17 protein-coding genes are annotated in these 16824 nt (G+C 67.1%); 5 read left to right on the forward strand and 12 right to left on the reverse strand.

What is annotated here, in order from left to right; all coding sequences use genetic code 11:
* Positions 1-66: 66 nt before the first annotated feature.
* From ACO1P8_RS18395 to ACO1P8_RS18405, 3 genes are all read right to left on the reverse strand, one after another.
* Positions 67-591 (reverse strand): GAF domain-containing protein, encoded by a 525-nt coding sequence (locus ACO1P8_RS18395; protein WP_486297331.1) that lies wholly within the window; start codon positions 589-591, stop codon positions 67-69.
* Between the two features lie 17 nt (positions 592-608).
* Complete coding sequence (locus tag ACO1P8_RS18400) at positions 609-1580, reverse strand: Bug family tripartite tricarboxylate transporter substrate binding protein (protein WP_486297332.1); 972 nt, start codon at positions 1578-1580, stop codon at positions 609-611.
* A gap of 105 nt (positions 1581-1685) precedes the next feature.
* A complete protein-coding gene (locus tag ACO1P8_RS18405; protein ID WP_486297333.1) occupies positions 1686-3524 on the reverse strand; it encodes a gamma-glutamyltransferase family protein in 1839 nt (612 codons plus the stop codon).
* Between the two features lie 139 nt (positions 3525-3663).
* On the opposite strand from ACO1P8_RS18405, the gene ACO1P8_RS18410 reads away from it, so the two are divergent.
* The 3 genes from ACO1P8_RS18410 to ACO1P8_RS18420 all read left to right on the forward strand — a co-directional run bounded on the left by ACO1P8_RS18410 (position 3664) and on the right by ACO1P8_RS18420 (position 5780).
* On the forward strand, positions 3664-4764 hold the full coding sequence (locus ACO1P8_RS18410; protein WP_486297334.1) for a LysR substrate-binding domain-containing protein: 1101 nt from the start codon (positions 3664-3666) through the stop codon (positions 4762-4764).
* A gap of 238 nt (positions 4765-5002) precedes the next feature.
* Positions 5003-5473 carry a Spy/CpxP family protein refolding chaperone gene (locus ACO1P8_RS18415; protein WP_486297335.1) on the forward strand — a complete coding sequence of 157 codons (471 nt, stop codon included), beginning with the start codon at positions 5003-5005 and terminating at the stop codon, positions 5471-5473.
* A 22-nt stretch (positions 5474-5495) separates the two neighbouring features.
* A complete protein-coding gene (locus tag ACO1P8_RS18420) occupies positions 5496-5780 on the forward strand; it encodes a hypothetical protein (protein WP_486297336.1) in 285 nt (94 codons plus the stop codon).
* Between the two features lie 61 nt (positions 5781-5841).
* Here the strand turns inward: ACO1P8_RS18420 and ACO1P8_RS18425 are convergent, their stop codons facing one another.
* The 3 genes from ACO1P8_RS18425 to ACO1P8_RS18435 all read right to left on the reverse strand — a co-directional run bounded on the left by ACO1P8_RS18425 (position 5842) and on the right by ACO1P8_RS18435 (position 8849).
* A complete protein-coding gene (locus ACO1P8_RS18425; protein ID WP_486297337.1) occupies positions 5842-6825 on the reverse strand; it encodes a Bug family tripartite tricarboxylate transporter substrate binding protein in 984 nt (327 codons plus the stop codon).
* 181 nt (positions 6826-7006) lie between these two features.
* A complete protein-coding gene (locus ACO1P8_RS18430) occupies positions 7007-7546 on the reverse strand; it encodes a 3-isopropylmalate dehydratase small subunit (RefSeq protein ID WP_486297338.1) in 540 nt (179 codons plus the stop codon).
* Positions 7539-8849, reverse strand: coding sequence for an aconitase family protein (locus tag ACO1P8_RS18435; RefSeq protein ID WP_486297339.1), 1311 nt, complete (start codon positions 8847-8849; stop codon positions 7539-7541). Before ACO1P8_RS18435 ends, ACO1P8_RS18430 begins: the two co-directional genes overlap by 8 nt.
* A 94-nt stretch (positions 8850-8943) precedes the next feature.
* Here ACO1P8_RS18435 and ACO1P8_RS18440 point away from each other — a divergent pair, with 94 nt between their 5' ends.
* A complete protein-coding gene (locus ACO1P8_RS18440; RefSeq protein WP_486297340.1) occupies positions 8944-9915 on the forward strand; it encodes a LysR family transcriptional regulator in 972 nt (323 codons plus the stop codon).
* Between the two features lie 26 nt (positions 9916-9941).
* On the opposite strand, the gene ACO1P8_RS18445 is transcribed toward ACO1P8_RS18440, so the two are convergent.
* From ACO1P8_RS18445 to modA, 4 genes are all read right to left on the reverse strand, one after another.
* On the reverse strand, positions 9942-10334 hold the full coding sequence (locus ACO1P8_RS18445; RefSeq protein ID WP_486297341.1) for a winged helix-turn-helix domain-containing protein: 393 nt from the start codon (positions 10332-10334) through the stop codon (positions 9942-9944).
* Positions 10335-10416: 82 nt separating this feature from the next.
* Positions 10417-11526, reverse strand: coding sequence for a molybdenum ABC transporter ATP-binding protein (gene modC / locus ACO1P8_RS18450; protein ID WP_486297387.1), 1110 nt, complete (start codon positions 11524-11526; stop codon positions 10417-10419).
* An 11-nt stretch (positions 11527-11537) separates the two neighbouring features.
* On the reverse strand, positions 11538-12215 hold the full coding sequence (modB, locus tag ACO1P8_RS18455; protein WP_486297342.1) for a molybdate ABC transporter permease subunit: 678 nt from the start codon (positions 12213-12215) through the stop codon (positions 11538-11540).
* A gap of 12 nt (positions 12216-12227) precedes the next feature.
* On the reverse strand, positions 12228-12983 hold the full coding sequence (gene modA / locus ACO1P8_RS18460) for a molybdate ABC transporter substrate-binding protein (protein ID WP_486297343.1): 756 nt from the start codon (positions 12981-12983) through the stop codon (positions 12228-12230).
* A 225-nt stretch (positions 12984-13208) separates the two neighbouring features.
* On the opposite strand from modA, the gene ACO1P8_RS18465 reads away from it, so the two are divergent.
* Positions 13209-14321, forward strand: coding sequence for an alpha/beta fold hydrolase (locus tag ACO1P8_RS18465; protein ID WP_486297344.1), 1113 nt, complete (start codon positions 13209-13211; stop codon positions 14319-14321).
* Positions 14322-14402: 81 nt separating this feature from the next.
* Here the strand turns inward: ACO1P8_RS18465 and ACO1P8_RS18470 are convergent, their stop codons facing one another.
* Positions 14403-15902, reverse strand: coding sequence for an NAD(P)H-hydrate dehydratase (locus ACO1P8_RS18470; protein WP_486297345.1), 1500 nt, complete (start codon positions 15900-15902; stop codon positions 14403-14405).
* A gap of 83 nt (positions 15903-15985) precedes the next feature.
* Positions 15986-16750, reverse strand: coding sequence for a sulfite exporter TauE/SafE family protein (locus ACO1P8_RS18475; protein ID WP_486297346.1), 765 nt, complete (start codon positions 16748-16750; stop codon positions 15986-15988).
* Between the last annotated feature and the right edge of the window lie 74 nt (positions 16751-16824).

A 16824-nucleotide genomic window follows, 5' to 3' on the forward strand; every position in this document is an offset into this window, starting at 1 on the left:
TGCCCCCTGGACAGGGCGTCGACCGTCGCGCTTTCCCCGATGCCGCGAAAGAACGCTTGCGCGCGCTCAGCGCGTCAGCGCCAGGAAGCCCGGCACGGCCAGCAGCCCGGCCAGGCGTGCAAATGCCACCATGCCGCCGTCGATCCGATCGGTCGGCATCAGCAGGTTCAGGGTGCCCAGGCAGACATCGCGGGCCACCACGGGCACGTTGATCACCGATTTCAGGCCCAAGGCCAGGATCGCGGCGTGGTCGTCGAACGATTCCCGTATCGCCTCGATACCTTCGCCGACATAGATGCGCCGATCCAGCAGCACATGCTGTCCCCAGCGGGTGCCGGCCTTCTCTTTCGACCCACCCGGGGGGTAAGCCACCGGGTCGGAGCTGTACAACCTGACCACTGCGATGCGTTGTGCATCGAAGCGGTTGACCGTGCACAGGGTCTGCCGCAGCACGGGCTTGGCATAAGCGTCGATGGCCGCGAACAGGGCCACCGGATCGGTGCCCGCGCAGGCCGCGGCGATGGCGTCTATGCCATGCAGGACGGCCTGTTGCAGCGGAACGCCGTTGACGGTGAAATCGGTATCGGCCATGAGACTGGTACCGGACCTTACTCGTCGGCCTTGATGCCCAGCTCGCGCACCAGCTTGCCGTACTTGTCGGCATCGCGCTCCAGGGTCTTCTGGAACTCGGCGGGCGTGGTCTGCAGCACCTGCACGCCGATATCGCCCATCTGCTTCTTGACTTCCGGCAACGCCAGGATGCGATTGATTTCCGTGTTCAGCTTCTGCACGATGGCCGGGTCCATGCCGGCCGGGCCGAAGGCGCCGTACCAGACGGCCAGTTCATAGCCGGGCACGGTTTCCCCCACGGTGGGCACATCGGGCAACAGCGACGAACGCTTGTCTTCGGTCACGGCCAGCAGGCGCAGCTTGCCGCTCTTGACGTGCGGCAGGGTCTGCGTGCCGGCGCTGAACAGCAGCTGCGTACGGCCCGCCACCGTATCCAGCACGGCGGGCGCGCCGCCGCGATACGGGACGTGCACCATCTGCACGCCGGTCGCCTTCTGGAACAGCGCGGCGCTCAGGTGGTTGGTGGAACCGGCGCCGGCCGATGCATACGCGATCATGCCGGGGTGGGCCTTGGCATAGGCGATGAATTCCGCGACGTTCTTCGCCGGCACCTCGGGATTGACCACCATCGTGTTGGTGACCAGCGCCAGTTCGGCGATCGGGCTGAAGTCCTTCACGCCGTCGAAAGGCATCGTCGCGTACAGCGCCTGGTTCATGGTGTGCGTGCTCATCGAACCGATCAGCAGCGTATAGCCATCGGGTTTGGCGCGCGCCACATACGCCGAACCGATGTTGCCCGACGCTCCCGAGCGGTTCTCCACGACCACGGACTGGCCGAAGGATTGGCTCATATGCTGGGCCAGCAGGCGGGCCAGGATGTCGGTGGAACCGCCGGCGGCCCAGGGCACGATCAGGGTGATCGGCTTTTCCGGATAGGCGGCCAGGGCCAGGCCCGGCAGGATCGCCAGCGCCACGGCGGCGGCACGCAGGAAACGTTGTATCGATTTCATCTGAAAAATCCCCACGGATAGGTCGCGCGCGATGCGGCTGTCGCGCGCTGGGTGAACACATGGCCACGGCCCGCATGCCGCGACCACGCAAAAACAATCGGTGTGCTAGCGGCCCACGGCGTACCCTTGCATGCCGCGTGGATTGGCGCCCGCGCGCAGCAGGCGGCCGCCACCGGCCTCCGGCTCGCGTGTGCAGGCGCTGATACGTCCTTCCGACCAATCGGCGCCCGCCTTGACCTCATGCCCGGCCTCGCGCAGCGCCTCCAGGGTGGCGATCGGAAAGCGCGATTCGGCGGTAATGCGATTCAGCGTGGTGGTACGCGGCCAGAATGAACCGGGGAAGTGATCGATATGCCAGGACGGGGCCTCGATGGCTTCCTGCAGGTTCATGCCGTGCAGCGCGTGGCGCAGGAAGAAAGCCACGGCCCACTGGTCCTGCTGGTCGCCCCCCGGCGTACCGAAGGCCATGTATGGCTCGCCGTCGCGCAGCGCCATGCCGGGCGACAGCGTGGTGCAGGGGCGCATGCCGGGCCGCAGGCTGCCCGGCAACCCTTCTTCCAGCCAGGTCATCTGCAGCCGCGTCGTGATGGAAAAGCCCAGTTCCGGCACGGCGGGACTGGAAGACAGCCAGCCGCCCGAGGGCGTAGCCGCCACCATATTCCCGTCACGATCGATGACGTCGATGTGGCAGGTATCGCCCACGAACACCTCGCGTTCCAGCCATTCTTCGACCGGCGGCAATTGCGCGAACGTCGGTTCTCCGACGCCGAAGCGGGTATCCGATTGCGCCAGCGTGCGCGCGGCCGCGGCCAGATCGGGCAGCCGGAATTCGCGGCCGCCGGGACGTCCCGGACGCAACTCCGCGGAGGACCGCGAGCCGATCGAAGCCGCGCGCTCGCGCGCATAGTCGTCGGACAGCAGCGCATCCAGCGGCACATCGACCGCATCCGGATCGCCATACCAGGCCAGCTTGTCGGCGAAGGCCAGTTTGGCGGCCTCCGCCACCTTGTGCACGAATTCGGGAGAGTCGGGGGCGGTGTTCTCGATGCCCAGATGTTTCAGTATCGCCAACTGCTGCAGGAAGACCGGGCCCTGGGACCACGGGCCGCACTTGGCCACCGTATAGCGGCCCAGCTGGGTTGTCACCGGAGCTTCATAGCGTGCCTTCCAGGCCGCCATGTCGTCCAGCCGCAGCAGCCCCGTATTGCGCTCGCCCGTCGTGTCGCGGATTGCTTCCGTGCGGTAGAAGCGGTCGATGGCCTGTGCCACGAAACCGCGGTACCAGATATCGATGGCGGCATCGATGCGCGCGCGGCGGTCGCCCTTGGCGCTCGCCTCGTTCAGAATGCGGGTGTAGGTGTCGGCGATGGCCGGCGTGCGGAACAGGTGCTCCGGATGCGGTACCTTGCCGCCCGGCATCCACACCGCCGCGGACGATGACCACTCGTCGCGGAACAGCGCCTGCACCGCGTAGATCGCCTGTACGATGCGCGGCACCAGTGGGAACCCGTTGCGCGCGTATTCGATCGCCGGACGCAGCACGTCCGCCAGTTCCCAGGTCCCGTGATCGCGCAGCAGCGTCAGCCAGGCGCCGAACGCGCCCGGCACCGTTGCCGGCAGCAGGCCGATCCCGGGCACCAGATCCAGTCCAAGCTGCCTGAAGTACGCGGGCGTAGCCAGCGCGGGCGCGCTGCCCTGCCCGCACAGCGCCTGGATGCGGCGGTCTTTCTCGTTCCAGAACAGCATCGGCACCTCGCCGCCGGGACCGTTCAGATGCGGCTCCACGACCTGCAGCACGAACCCCCCCGCCGCCGCCGCGTCGAAGGCATTGCCGCCACGCTCGAGCACGCTCATCGCAACCTGCGACGCCAGCCAGTGCGTGGTCGAAACGACGCCGAACGAACCCCGGATTTCGGGGCGGGTAGTAAACGCGGAGGTGGCCATGGCGATTGCCTTGTTCCTGAAACACTTGGAAGTATATTGATCCGGCAATAACGGAAGCGATGTTTTTTATAATGGGTCCATAACCAAATGGCTATGGCGTGGACGCCCGGCCGTCCCCGTCCGAAGGAAATCCGTACCCATGCAAGCCACGCCCTCGCGCCTGTTATCCCGCCTGAAGCTGCGCCACCTGACACTGCTGACCAGGATTTCGCCGGGCGATTCGCTTACCCGCGTCGCCGAATCGCTGGGCGTAAGCCAACCCGCCGCGACCAAATCCCTGGCGGAAATCGAAGACTTGTTCGGCGGGCCTCTTTTCCTGCGCACCGCGCGGGGTCTGCGCCCGACTCCGCTGGGCGAACTCGCGGTCGTGCGTGCCCGCCATATGTTGCAGGACATCGACCATTGGGCCTTGGAAATGGACGCCTTGCGCGGCGGTCATTCGGCGCATTTGCACGTCGGCGCCATCCCGTTTATCTCGGCGCGGGTGCTGGTACCCACCATCGAACGGCTCTACGCACGCTACCGGATCACGGTAAGGCTGGAACGCGCCACGACCGACCAGTTGCTGCAATCCCTGCGGGCGCACGAACTGGACTGCGTGATCGGCCGCGCCTCGGTCATGATAGGCATGGACGAACTGCACCATGAAGTGCTCTATCCGCAACGTCCGGCATTGATCGCCAATCCCCGCCTGGCCCGCCGCCTGGTCCGGCGCCGTCCCGACTGGCGCGAAATGGCGGAACTGAATTGGATCCTGCCCGCCCCCGCGACGCCCATCGGCAACATGGTCAGCGAGCTGTTCACGCGGGCCGGCGTGCGGCCTCCGTCGCCGCGCATCCAGACCTACTCCATGGACGTCATCTCGTCGCTCATGCGCAACGACGATAGCCTGGTTTCCATCGTCCCCGAAGACATCGCGGACGATCTGGCTCGCGGCGGCCACGTCACGCGGGTGGCATGGCCCTTCGACTGGTCGCTGCCGCCGATCAGCCTGATACGCCGCCGCCGCGACGTCGCACTGGAAGCGGAAGAACGCTTCGTCGACATCCTGCGGTCGGTCTGCCGCGAAACGATTGCCGGGCCGTCGCCCTGGGATGAGCGGCCCGGTCCACCGCTGCCGGATGCGGCCACCGCCGCAACGGCAGGGACTTCCGCCATGCCCTCGGCGCCGGCAGCGCAGGCCCGCGCCAGGCCACCGCGGCGCGGGCCTGCGCGCTCGCACACTTTGGAGGACTCGTAAAGAATGGCAAGCCGGCCGCTCGCTGCCTTGGCCGCGATTGGGCCGGGACGCTCGAGAAAGGCCGTCGATGCACATTCGACGTGGCAAAGCTGACAGTACGATTCATCACCAAATAACGGGGACGGCGCAAATTCCGCTCACCTCCGATCAGTATCCTTGGCAACGCTTCGCCCCCCGGAGCAGGCCCGCGGGGCCTTCCGGACCGGGCTTTCCAAGTCGCTTTCCCAAGGAGATCAGAATGAAACTGCGCATCACCATGCTGGCCGCCTCGCTGCTGTTCAGCGCCGCGGCCATGGCCCAGACCTCGGCGGTCACAGCCACCGGCGCCACCGCGCCCGCCCAGGCCAACGCGCGGGTCGAACAGCACATCAAGACGCTGCACACCCAGCTGAAGATCACGCCCGCCGAAGAACAGCAATGGGCGGTCGTCGCGCAGACCATGCGCGACAACGCCATGCAGATCGATCAGTTGATCTCGTCGCGCGAGAAGAGAGGCACGATGACGGCCCTGGACGACCTGGATTCCTATGCCCGGATCACTCAGGCCAACTCCGACGGCGTGAAGAAGCTGGCCGCCGTATTCGCGCCGCTGTACAACGCCATGCCGGAAGACCAGAAGCGCAACGCGGACAAGGTTTTCGCCGAATCCCACGAACGCCACGTCGCGCACAAGCAGCACAAGGCCGCCCCCGCGCCCAGCCATGGCTGAACGCCGTACGAAGGATCCCCATATGAAACAAGCCATCCTGGCCGCCCTGGCCGGACTCGCCGCCGCCGGCGCCGTCCCCGCGGCCCACGCCCAGCTCAGTATCAATCTGGGCATCGGCACGCCGGTCTATACCGCTCCGCCTCCCATCGTCGTCGCGCCGCGGCCGGTATATGTCGCGCCGCCGCCGGTGGTGTATCGAGGACACGACCACTGGGGCCATTACCGCCGCCCCGTGGTGGTCGAACATCCTGACTGGCACCATGGCCATCATGACGACCACGGCCATCACGACGACCATCACCACTAGGAACGCCTGATCCCGGCGCGCGCCTCGCCCCGGCCCGGCGAACGGACGGGTGGCGAGGCGTTCATTCCAGCGTGATGTGCATCCCGTCCCCCAACTGCCGTATGGTCGAGACGTAGTGTTTCAACATCTCGTCGAACTGCTGGGGCGTACTGGACTGCGGCTCGGCACCCAGGTCATTCAAGCGCTTGCGCACCTCCGGCAAGGTCAGGACGCGGGCGATCTCCTTGCTGAGTTTCTCGCGCACCTGCATCGGCGTCTTTCCCGGCACGAGGGCGCCGAACCAATCGTCGGTATCGAACTCGCTCATCCCCGGCTGATTGACCACGGCCACGCCGGGCATGAATTTGTCCGCCGCGGCCGAGGTCGCGCCCAACACCAGCAAGCGTCCATCCCGCGCCAGCGGCAAGGCATTGGGTCCCGGGGCGAACGCGTATTGCACACGGTTCTGCATGACATCCGTGACCGCCTCCGGCGTGCCGCGATACGGTACGTGCACGGCGGCGAACCCGTAGACCGCGGCGAACTGCGCGGCGTGCAGGTGGCCGGTGCTGCCCATGCCGGCCGACCCGTAGCTGACGCCTTCCGGCCGTGCCTTGGCGTAGGCCGCGAGTTCCTCCAGCGACTTCACGCCCAGGCTGGGGGAGACCACCAGGAAACTGGGCGATCGCGCCATCAGGCCTACACCGGCCAGATCTTTCAAAGGATCGTAGGGCAGCTTGCGATCCAGTGCGGAACGCACGCCGAAGGCGCTGGGCGCCACCAGCACGGTTTGCCCGTCCGGCTTGCTGCCGACCACGTAGGAGGCGCCGATGACGCCGCCCGCGCCCGCGCGGTTTTCGACGATCACGGGAACGCCCCATGACTGCGTGATGTGCTGCGCGACGACCCGCGCAAGGACGTCCGTGGTACCGCCGGCGGTGGCGGGCACGACAAAGCGGATGGGACCGTTCGGATAGGGATCCGCGGCATGGACGGCGCTGGACGCCAGGCAAAAGAGGCTGGCAGCCAGCGCCGCGCGCAGGAAACGCGATCGAGATAGATACATGATGGCAACAGGCGCGCGACCTCGACGGCGCGACGCCACTCCTGTGACGATTGAACACAGCGCCGCCCGGCTCCATAACGATCCGTCGCGGCGTTCCCCGCATCGGTGCCGTGCATTGCTATCCGCCGGCACCTATGCTTTTGCCGTCTCCACCCTCTACGAGGTGGGACCTTCAATATCTTCAGGCGCGAGCGTCTTCCTCGTGCCGCGTTTCCCACCAGTGCCGGAGCCAGCCTTCGTTGCCGCCGCACGCGAGCAGCTCGCGCAGCGCCTGCGGCACGGGGGGCAAGGCGCGCTCGACGCCGCGCGTGTGATTGAAGAAGCGACCAGTCAGAAAATCCACCTCCAGGTCATCGCCTGTCTGGCAGTACGCCGTGACATCCTCGCAGTGGTTCAGCACGCGCAAGCCGGTACTGATCGCCGCGCGGTAGGCCTGCACGGACATCGACTCGCAAACCAGGCCCAGTCCCAGCGCCTGCATCGCCACGTAGCCATTCCCCTTGGGCCCCATCCCGAAATTGCGGCCGGTGACGATAATGTCGCCCGGCCGGCTGCGCTGCGCGAAACCGGGATCGGTCTCCTCGAACAAATGCGGCGTCAATACGGCAGGATCCATTTCGCGCGCGGTAATGAAGTGCGCCGGAATCACGCCGCCCGGATGCGGCACATCGTCGCCCAGTTTGTAGCAGCGGCCGCGCAATATCCATTGATAGTCATTCATAGGCAGCCTCGCTAAGGCGGTACAGGGCGGGATCGGACTCCAGGCCGCGTGGATCGGCGATGGCGCCGGCCACCGCCGACGCCGCCACCGTGGCCGGGTTACCCAGGAACAGGCGCGCATCGACAGGCCCGAAGCGCCCGGCGTTGTTGTTCGTCGCGGTGGATATGGAGACTTCCCCCGATGCGAGCGGGCCCACCACGGCGTCGTTGCAAGGCCCGCATCCTGCCGGCAGCAGCATGGCCCCGGCGTCGAGCAAGACCTGCATCACGCCCTCTTCGGCCAGCCTCCGCGTCGACCGTTCCGTACCGGGCACGATGAACAGGCGCACGTGCCCGGCAACGCGCCGGTCCTTCAGGATGCTGGCCGCACGCAGCATATCTTCATAGGTGCCCGATCCACAGGAGCCGATGAAAGCATGGTCGATACGGGTGCCCGCGGCTTCGCCGATATCGACGGCATTGCCGACATTGCCGGGCAGGGAAACCTGCGGAGCAATCCGGTCCAGGACGATCAGGTGCCGCGATTCGAATTCCGCATCCGCATCGCTGTAGACCGGTTCGAATTCGCGCTGCGCATGTCGCCTGCAGTACGCCAGGATCGTGTCGGACGGCGGCACGAACACGCCCGCGGCACGCATTTCCGTGGGTGTGCTGCACAAGGCAACGCGCGCGCCGAAGCCGAAGGCATCCAGGTCGCCGCCGAACTCCACCACGCGGTAATCCAGATCCACATCCATTGCCTTGCGCTTGACCTGGCGTGCCAGGTAAAAGCCGATATCGCGGGCCATCACCCCGCCCGCCAGCCCCCCGCGCAACTCCACCAGCACGGTACGCGGCACCTCCACCCAGGTCGTGCCCGTCGCGAGCACGCGCGAGATCTCGTTGCCAACGCGCATCCCGAAGGCACCCACGGCGCCGGCATTGGTGGCATGGGTATCGTTATCGAAATAGAACATGCCCGGCAGCACCTTGCCCTCTTCCATCGGGAAGATATGGCCATGGCCGCCGCGGCCGGCGTCGTAGAACTGGTCCACGCCCCATTGCGCCGCCGCCTTGCGATTGAAAGCGCCCCGCTCGGCGGCCCGGGCGCTGCCGTAGACCACATCGTGGTCGCTGACCATCATGACTTTGCGCGGATGCATCACGCGGCCTATGCCAATACGGTCCAGCTCCACCTTGGCTTCTTTGATCAACCCATCGTGGATCATCACCATATCGGGCTGCGGGTACACCAGGTCACCGGCACGCACACCGGGTTTACCCGAGGTTCGAGCCAGTACTTTTTCGATCGCGGTATAGCCCATATCCATGGTCCTGCGGGGGAAGCGATGGCACAGTGTCATCCCGCACAGTTGATAAGTAAAATAACAGTCAACTATCCACTCATTGCAGAACTTTATGAATCTGAATCTGCGCCAGTTGGAGGCCTTCGTCCTGCTCGCGCGCCTGGGAGGGTTTTCCCGGGCCGCCGATCAGCTGCATCTGACGCAGGCCGGGCTCAGCATCCTGATCCGCCGCCTGGAGGAAAGACTCGACACGCGCCTGGTCGAACGCACCACCCGCAGTGTGGCCCTGACTCCCGCCGGCAACCAGGTGCTGCCCATCGCCGAACGCATGCTGGCCGATGCGCAATCCGTCCTGGCCTGCGGCCATGGCGCGGCCGCCGACCAGGCGGGCCGCATTTCGCTGGGCCTGGCGCCCCAGCTCGCCGGCACCGTCCTGCCGGAAGTGTTGAAGGCATTCCGCGACGATTATCCGCGCGTGTCCGTGGTCTTTCGCGAATGCGTGAACGAAGAAATCATCGGCCGCATCTATGCGCGAGAGATCGACTTCGGCCTGGGATTCGGCATACAGAAGAACAGCGAACTGGACAGCCAACCCTTGGCGGAGGACACGCTTGCGGTCGCGCTGCCGCCAGGCCACCCTTTGGCCCGCAAGCGCGTCGTGCGCTGGAAAGACATCCTGCAGGAGCCCATCATCACGCTTACCGTGGGCAGCACGGTGCGCACCCTGACCGAAAATGTCTTCATGTCCGCGGGACACGCATTGCGCCCCGCCTATGAAGCCACCAATACGATCACGGCCCTGGCCCTGGCCCGCGAAGCGCTCGGCGTGGCCGTCGTGCCGACCAGCATCGGGCCCGCGGCAAGCGCGCAGGACATGATGCTCAAGCCGTTGCGCGACCCCGTCGTACGCCGTTCGCTGAATCTGATCACGCGACGCGGATCGGTGCTGTCCGATCCGGGACGGCGATTCATCGACCTCTTCGCTGCCGCCATCGCCAAGATCGATCCCTATCCGGGCAATGCGCGGAAGGTGCCCGCCTCGGACGGACACGCATCAAGCAGTTCGCGGCGGTCCCGAGCCTGATCCGTGTGAGCGCACCACGCGTGGGATCAAGGCTTCATCAGCGAGGCCAGTTCCCGTATCTGCTCCGTGCAAGCATCGTAAGCGCGGATTTCTATGCCGCGATACAAGGCGACGATACGCTCGCCCACCGGCGTCAGGGTGCTGCCGCCGCCGCTGGCGCCCCCCGGACCGGACTCGGTGGCCGGTTCGGCCAGCGCACGGTTCAACTCGTCCACCAGCAGCCAGGCCCGGCGATAGGACATGCCCAGGCTGCGCGCCGCCGCGGAAATCGAACCGTGTTCGGCGATGGCCTCCAGCAGCGCCACCTTGCCGGGCCCGATGGCCAGCAGGTCTCCTTTGCGTATGCGCAAACGAAAGCGGGCGTCGGGCTGTCCCGCGAGGGTGCCTGGTTTTGGGCTTTTGGTGGAAGAACTCGCCATGGCTGCAAGAATACTTCAACGGCGCGAGCCGCAAGCACGCCAGGCGAAGAAGCCATGGAACCGTCGTCGACGGCGACTTCGTTCACGCCAACAGCGACACCGACTTGATCTGCGCCCAGAGCCGCTTGCCTGGTCCGACCTGCAGGCGGTCGTGCGAATAGCGCGTGATGCGCGCGAGCAGCGGCGTGCCGTCCACGTCCAGCCGCACCATGACGTGGGCGGGATTATCCGCCGGCGCGCTATTGCGCACCTGCACGGGCAGTACATTGAGCATGCTGCTGTCGTCCTGCCGGCTCAGCGCAAGGCTGACATCGCGCGCCTTGACGACCAGCCGCATCGGGCAGCCGTGCGGCACGGCGCCGTGGACGACGCGCAAGGTCGATGAACTTGCCGGCAGCGCGACGGATAGCAGGCGATAGGCATCGTCATAGCCCGCGGCAACTCCCTGGACCACAACCGAGGCATCGTCGGCCCGCGCCGGCGGCAGGCCGAGGTCGGCCAGCGTTTCGGCAATGGGCCCGCTGGAGACGGCCTGGCCGTCTTCCATCAACACCACGTGGTCCGCCAGTCGCGCGACTTCCTGCGCCGCATGGCTGACGTAGATCATGGGGATATCCAGTTCGTCATGCAGGCGCTCCAGGTAAGGCAGGATTTCCTGCTTGCGGCGTTCGTCCAGCGCGGCCAGGGGCTCGTCCATCAGCAGCAGGCTGGGGCTGGTCAACAATGCGCGCGCGATGCCGACACGCTGCCGTTCGCCGCCGGAAAGGCCGTCCGGCATGCGCGCCAGCAAATGGTCGATGCCCAGCAAGGCCGCCGCGTCGGCCGGATGCACGCGCCGCGCGCCTGGCGCCACGCGCTTGTAGCCGTAATGCAGATTGGCGCGCACATCCAGATGGGCGAACAGGTTCGCATCCTGGAATACATAGCCCACCGCCCTGCGGTGCGCCGGTAGCGCCAGTCCGCGCGCGCTGTCCTGCCAAACCTCGCCGTTCACGCGCAAATAGCCGGGATCGGGCGTCGCCAGGCCTGCCAGGCAGCGCAGCAGGCTGGTCTTGCCGGATCCCGAAGGCCCGAACAGCGCCGTCACGCCGCGGCCGGGCAGGCGCAGATCGACATCCAGGCAGAAGCGTCCCTGCCGCAAGCGGAAACGTGCCTGTATCGCATCATCGCGCGCGGCGCGCGGCCCTGGGATCGTCGTGGCGCTCATACCCGGCTCCAGGGATCGCGGCGCCGCCCGTACAGCAGCAACAGGATGATGAACGACAGCGCGACCATCCCCGCTGCCAGGACGTGCGCGCGGGTATATTCCAGCGCCTCCACGTGGTCGTAGATCTGCACGGACACCACTCGCGTGCGGCCCGGAATATTGCCTCCTATCATCAGTACCACGCCGAACTCGCCGACCGTGTGCGCGAAACCCAGTACCGCGCCGGTCAGATAGCCCGGTCGCGCCAGCGGCAGCGCGACGGTCCTGAACCGGTCCCACGGCCCGGCGCGCAACGTGGCCGCGGCTTCCAGCGGCAATCGGCCAATGGCGACGAAGGCGTTGTATAGGGGTTGCACCACAAAGGGCAGCGAATACACCAGCGACCCCACCACCAGCCCGGCGAAGCTGAAGGGCAAGGTGCCGATACCCATGGCCTGCGTCAACCGGCCCACATAGCCGTTGGGGCCCATCGCCAGCAGCAGATAGAAGCCGATGACGGTGGGCGGCAATACCAGCGGCAGCGCCACCACGGCGCTGACCGGACCGCGCCAGCGTGACGACGTCCGTGCCAGCCACCAGGCGATCGGCGTGCCGATGACCAGCAGCAGCAGGGTCGTCAGCCCCGCCAGCTTCAGCGTCAGCCAGATCGCGGCCGCATCCTCGGCGTTCAGCATGGTTGCTCCGTATCAGCGCTTATAGCCGTAGGAAAGAATGATCGCGCCGGCCTCGGGAGTTTTCAGAAAGTCGACGAAGGCGCGCGCGGCGGGATTGTCGCGCCCCTTGGCGAGGATAACCGCATCCTGGCGGATCGGATCGTGCAGCGATTCGGGCACGATCCAGGCGGAACCGCCGGTCAGCTTGCCGTCCTTGTACACCTGGGACAAGGCGACGAAACCCAGCTCGGCATTGCCGGAAGCGACGAACTGCTGGGCCTGGCTGATGTTTTGGCCCTCGACGATCCGGGCACGCAGGGCGTCCATCAGGCCCAGCTTTTGGAGCGTCTGCACCGCCGCCAGGCCATAGGGAGCGGCCTTGGGATTGGCGATCGACAGATGGGCGAAACCGCCTTGCCGCAGTATTTGCCCTTCGTTGTCGACATAACCCGGCTTGGCGGACCACAGGGCCAGCGCGCCCGTCGCGTAGGTAAACCGGCTGCCGGGCACGGTGTCCCCTTCCCGCTCCAGCCTTGCCGGCGTGCTGTCATCGGCCGCCAGGAAGACCTCGAAGGGCGCGCCGTTCTTTATCTGCGCGTAGAACTGCCCGGTCGCGCCATACGCGGCTGCCACGGTGTCCCCGGTCCTGGCGTGAAATGCCTGGGCGATCGCCTTCATGGGCGCGGTGAAATTGGCCGCCACAGCCACCTGGACTTCGGCGGCCGACGCCGTGCCGGCGAACAATGCCGCGGACAGGCCCATGGCCAGGACGATGGATTGCAATTTCATGAAGACTCCTGTTTCCAAGGGCCAGCACCGGACGGCCGGACCCGTTATGTTTGTCGATATACGACGGGCGATATAGTACGCATAAGCCCGTGGCCGCGCCAGCCCATTCCGGGCCCGGTACCGCCGCACCGGCGGATAGCGGGCCGACTTTTCCCGTCATCTTTTAGAATCGATACACGGCGCGCTGCGCGCCTTCACGGGTACACGCCAATGCCGATGCTTCGCATGCCTGAATCGCTGGCCCGCCGCCTCCAGTTGCTGGCGCACGCCTGGCTACGGCGCGCGGCCGTGCTGGGCGCCCTGGCGCTGACGGCCTGCGCCAGCTCCTACCAGCCCATGGGGCCGGCACGGGCGGTTCCCGCGATAGAGGGCAATACGCTGGTCTCGATAGACGGCGCGCGCCTGCCGCTACGCACGTGGCAACCGCCGTTGCCGCCGTGGGCCGCCATCGTCGCCCTGCACGGGATGAACGACTATTCCAATGCGTTCGACAACGCGGGACGCTATTGGGCCAGCCTGGGCATTGTGACGTATGCCTACGACCAGCGCGGATTCGGCGCCGGTCCGCGTCCGGGCATCTGGGCCGACACCGCGACCATGATCGCCGACCTGAACGCCGCCGTGGACGCCGTGTCGGCCGCGCATCCTGGCCTGCCCGTGTACGTATTGGGTGAAAGCATGGGCGGCGCGGTCGTCGCCTCCGCGCTGGCCGCCGCCCCGCCCGCGTCGGAGGCGCCCTTGTCGCGACGCGTGGCGGGGGCGGTCCTCTCCGCGCCCGCCATGTGGGGAAGACAGGTCATGAACCCTTTCTACCGCTTCACGCTCTGGGTCGGCTACAACACCGTGCCCGGCATGGAGGTCGAACCGCCGCGCGGCCTGAAAATCATGCCGTCGGACAATATCGAGATGCTGCGCGCGCTGGGCGCGGATCCGCTGGTCATCAAGCGCACGCGCATCGATGCGCTGAAGGGGCTGGTCGACCTGATGAGCAGCGCCGAAGCCGCCCTGCCCGCCATTCCGGGCAACGTCCCCCTGCTGGTGCTGTTCGGCCGGCACGAGCAGGTCCTGCCGGACAAGGTGGTCGCGGAAACCTTGAAGCGCATCGAAGACGCGCCCGGCGATGCGCGCCCACGGGTAGCGGTCTACAAGGACGGCTACCACATGCTGCTAAGGGATTTGCAGGCCGAGACCGTCTGGCGCGACATTGCCGCATGGATGCGGGCGCCCATGGTGGCCGCGCTGCCTAGCGGCGCGGAACAGCGCCAGCAGGCCGCGCAGGCTCCGCCAACGCGTCCCGGGGCCCCGCAAGCGTATGCGGGCGGCAACGCCCCGCCATAAGCCCTGCTCTGCACGCCGTCATTCGCAAGCCGCAATTCGCCGGCTCTGCGGTGTGCGAGGTTCCGCCCCACGAAGGGGCTTTCAGGCGGGCAGCCCGACGGTCCGCCCGCTAGCCGCCCGGTCTTTCAAGGCGCGCAATACCCCCGGTATCAGCCCAGGCAGGTCCTCGGCAATCAATCCGGGGCCATGCGCGGCCGCGGCCGCCCCGTGCATCCAGGCCGCCGCGCAGGCGGCGTCGAAAGCCTCCATGCCTTGAGCCAGCAACCCCGCGATCATCCCCGTCAACACGTCGCCGCTGCCGCCGGTGGCCAGATCGGGCGGAGCGTTTCCGTTGATCGCGGCACGGCCGTCCGGTGCCGCGATGACGGTATCCGCGCCTTTCAGCAGCACCACGGCGCCGCTGCGCTGGGCGGCGCGCCGTGCGCGGCCCAGTTTATCGCCGGCACGATCGAACAGGCGGCCGAACTCGCCCTCGTGCGGGGTCAGCACGCAAGGCCCGCGTATGGCGTGAAACAGCGTGGCCGATTTGTCGGCGAAGGCGGTCAGCGCATCTGCGTCCAGCACCACCGCGCGGCGGGTGGCCAGCGCGGCCACCGCATGCGCGCGCGTGGCGTCGGATATGCCTGCCCCCGGCCCGATGGCGATGGCATTCTTGCGCGCATCCGACAGCAGGTCGGCAAACGACGTGTCGTCCGCGATCGGCTGGACCATCACGCTGGTCAGCGCGGCTGCATAGACCGGCCATGCGGCGCGTGGCGCGGCCAGCGTCACCAGCCCGGCGCCCACGCGCGCGGCCGCCAGCGCGGACAGGCGCGCCGCCCCGGTCATGACTTCACCGCCCACGACGACGGCATGGCCGCGCGCATACTTATGACCGTCCACGCAAGGCCAGGGAAAGCGCGGCAGCCACCATGCCGGGGCGTTCTCGTACGTATGCGTCGCCATGGTCTCGAGCACCGATCGCGGAATGCCGATATCGGCCACTATTAGCTCGCCGCACAGGGCGCGTCCCGGCAACAGCAGGTGACCCGGCTTCTTGCGGAAGAAGGTGACGGTGCAGGCCGCGGGCATGGCGGTGCCCCGCACTTCGCCCGTTCCCCCATCGACGCCGCTGGGCGTATCGATGGCGCATACCGGCAGCCCGCGATCGGCGGCCGCACGCAGCGTGGCCGCCGCGGCGCCCTCCACCGGACGCGCGAGGCCCGCGCCGAATATCGCATCGATGACCAGGCCCGCGCCCTCCAGCACCGAAGGGGCCATGGGCAGCACGTCGCCCTGCCACAAGCCCGCATGATGCGCGGCGTCCCCGCGCAGGGCATCCACGCGGCCCAGCAAGGCCAGCGTGACGGGCCAGCCGGCCGCCGCCAGATGGCGGGCTACGACGAAACCGTCTCCGCCGTTGTTCCCGGGACCGCAGAGGACCGTCACCGGACGCAAGGTCCAGCGATCCCGCACGGCGCGCGCGACCGCCGCGCCCGCGTTTTCCATCAAGACGATGCCCGGATGTCCCGCCGAGACCGCGGCCTGGTCGGCCATCGCCATTTCCTTGGGCGTCAGCAACACATGTTCGTCTTTCACCATGGGCCTCCGTCGATACATCGTGAATGCGGCCACGCGCCGCGGCATTCATCGAATGTAGCGCAGTTGCCCGGCGGAAGATGCCTTCAACCGGCCAATAGCAGATGCAGGCCAAGCGTGCCGATGCCCAGGAAGAAACACCGGCGGAACACGACCGGGCTGACGCGGTGACGCAGCCATTGGCCGGCCGTCATGCCCGCCAGGGCGGGCGCGAGCGCGAGCAGCGAAGCCCAGGCCTCTCGGCCGCCCAATTGGCCGCCATGGATCAAATCGCCAGCCAGCGCGATGGTCGAAGCGGTGAAGGCCAGTCCCATCGCCTGCACCAGTTCGTTGCGGTCCAGGCCCAGCGCCTGCAGGTAAGGCACGGCTGGAATGACGAATACCCCGGTCACCGACGTGATTGCGCCGGTGGTGGCCCCTACCACCGGTCCCGCCCAGCCTTGCGCGCGCGCGGGCACGCTCAGCCGCACGGCGCTCAACCCGACCGCAGCGTAGATCAACAGGGCCGCGCCCAGCGCATGGCCGGCCCAGGAAGGTTCCCGTCCCCCCAGCCAGAAGGTCGCGAGCCAGGTACCGATGGCCACGCCGGCCAGCATGGTCCACAAGCGGCGCAGCAGGTACAGGAAACGTCCTCCGGCCGCCAGCTGCCAAAGGTTGGTGACCATGGACGGAATAATGAGCAATGCCGCAGCCTGTGGCGGTGCCATAGCCACACTGAGCAGCGCGATCGATACGGTGGGCAGTCCCAACCCGATCACGCCCTTGACCAGACCCGCCAAGCCGAAGCTGACCACGACCAGCAGAACCAGGGCAACGCCGCCATCGCGGTAGAAATCGAACAAGCTATCCATGGCCGGCATCATGCTACGGCCCCACCGCCCGGAAAAGCGGGATTACACTGAGGCAGCCTTCGTTAAAAACGAAA

The sequence above is a fragment of the Bordetella sp. genome (genome assembly GCF_057362025.1).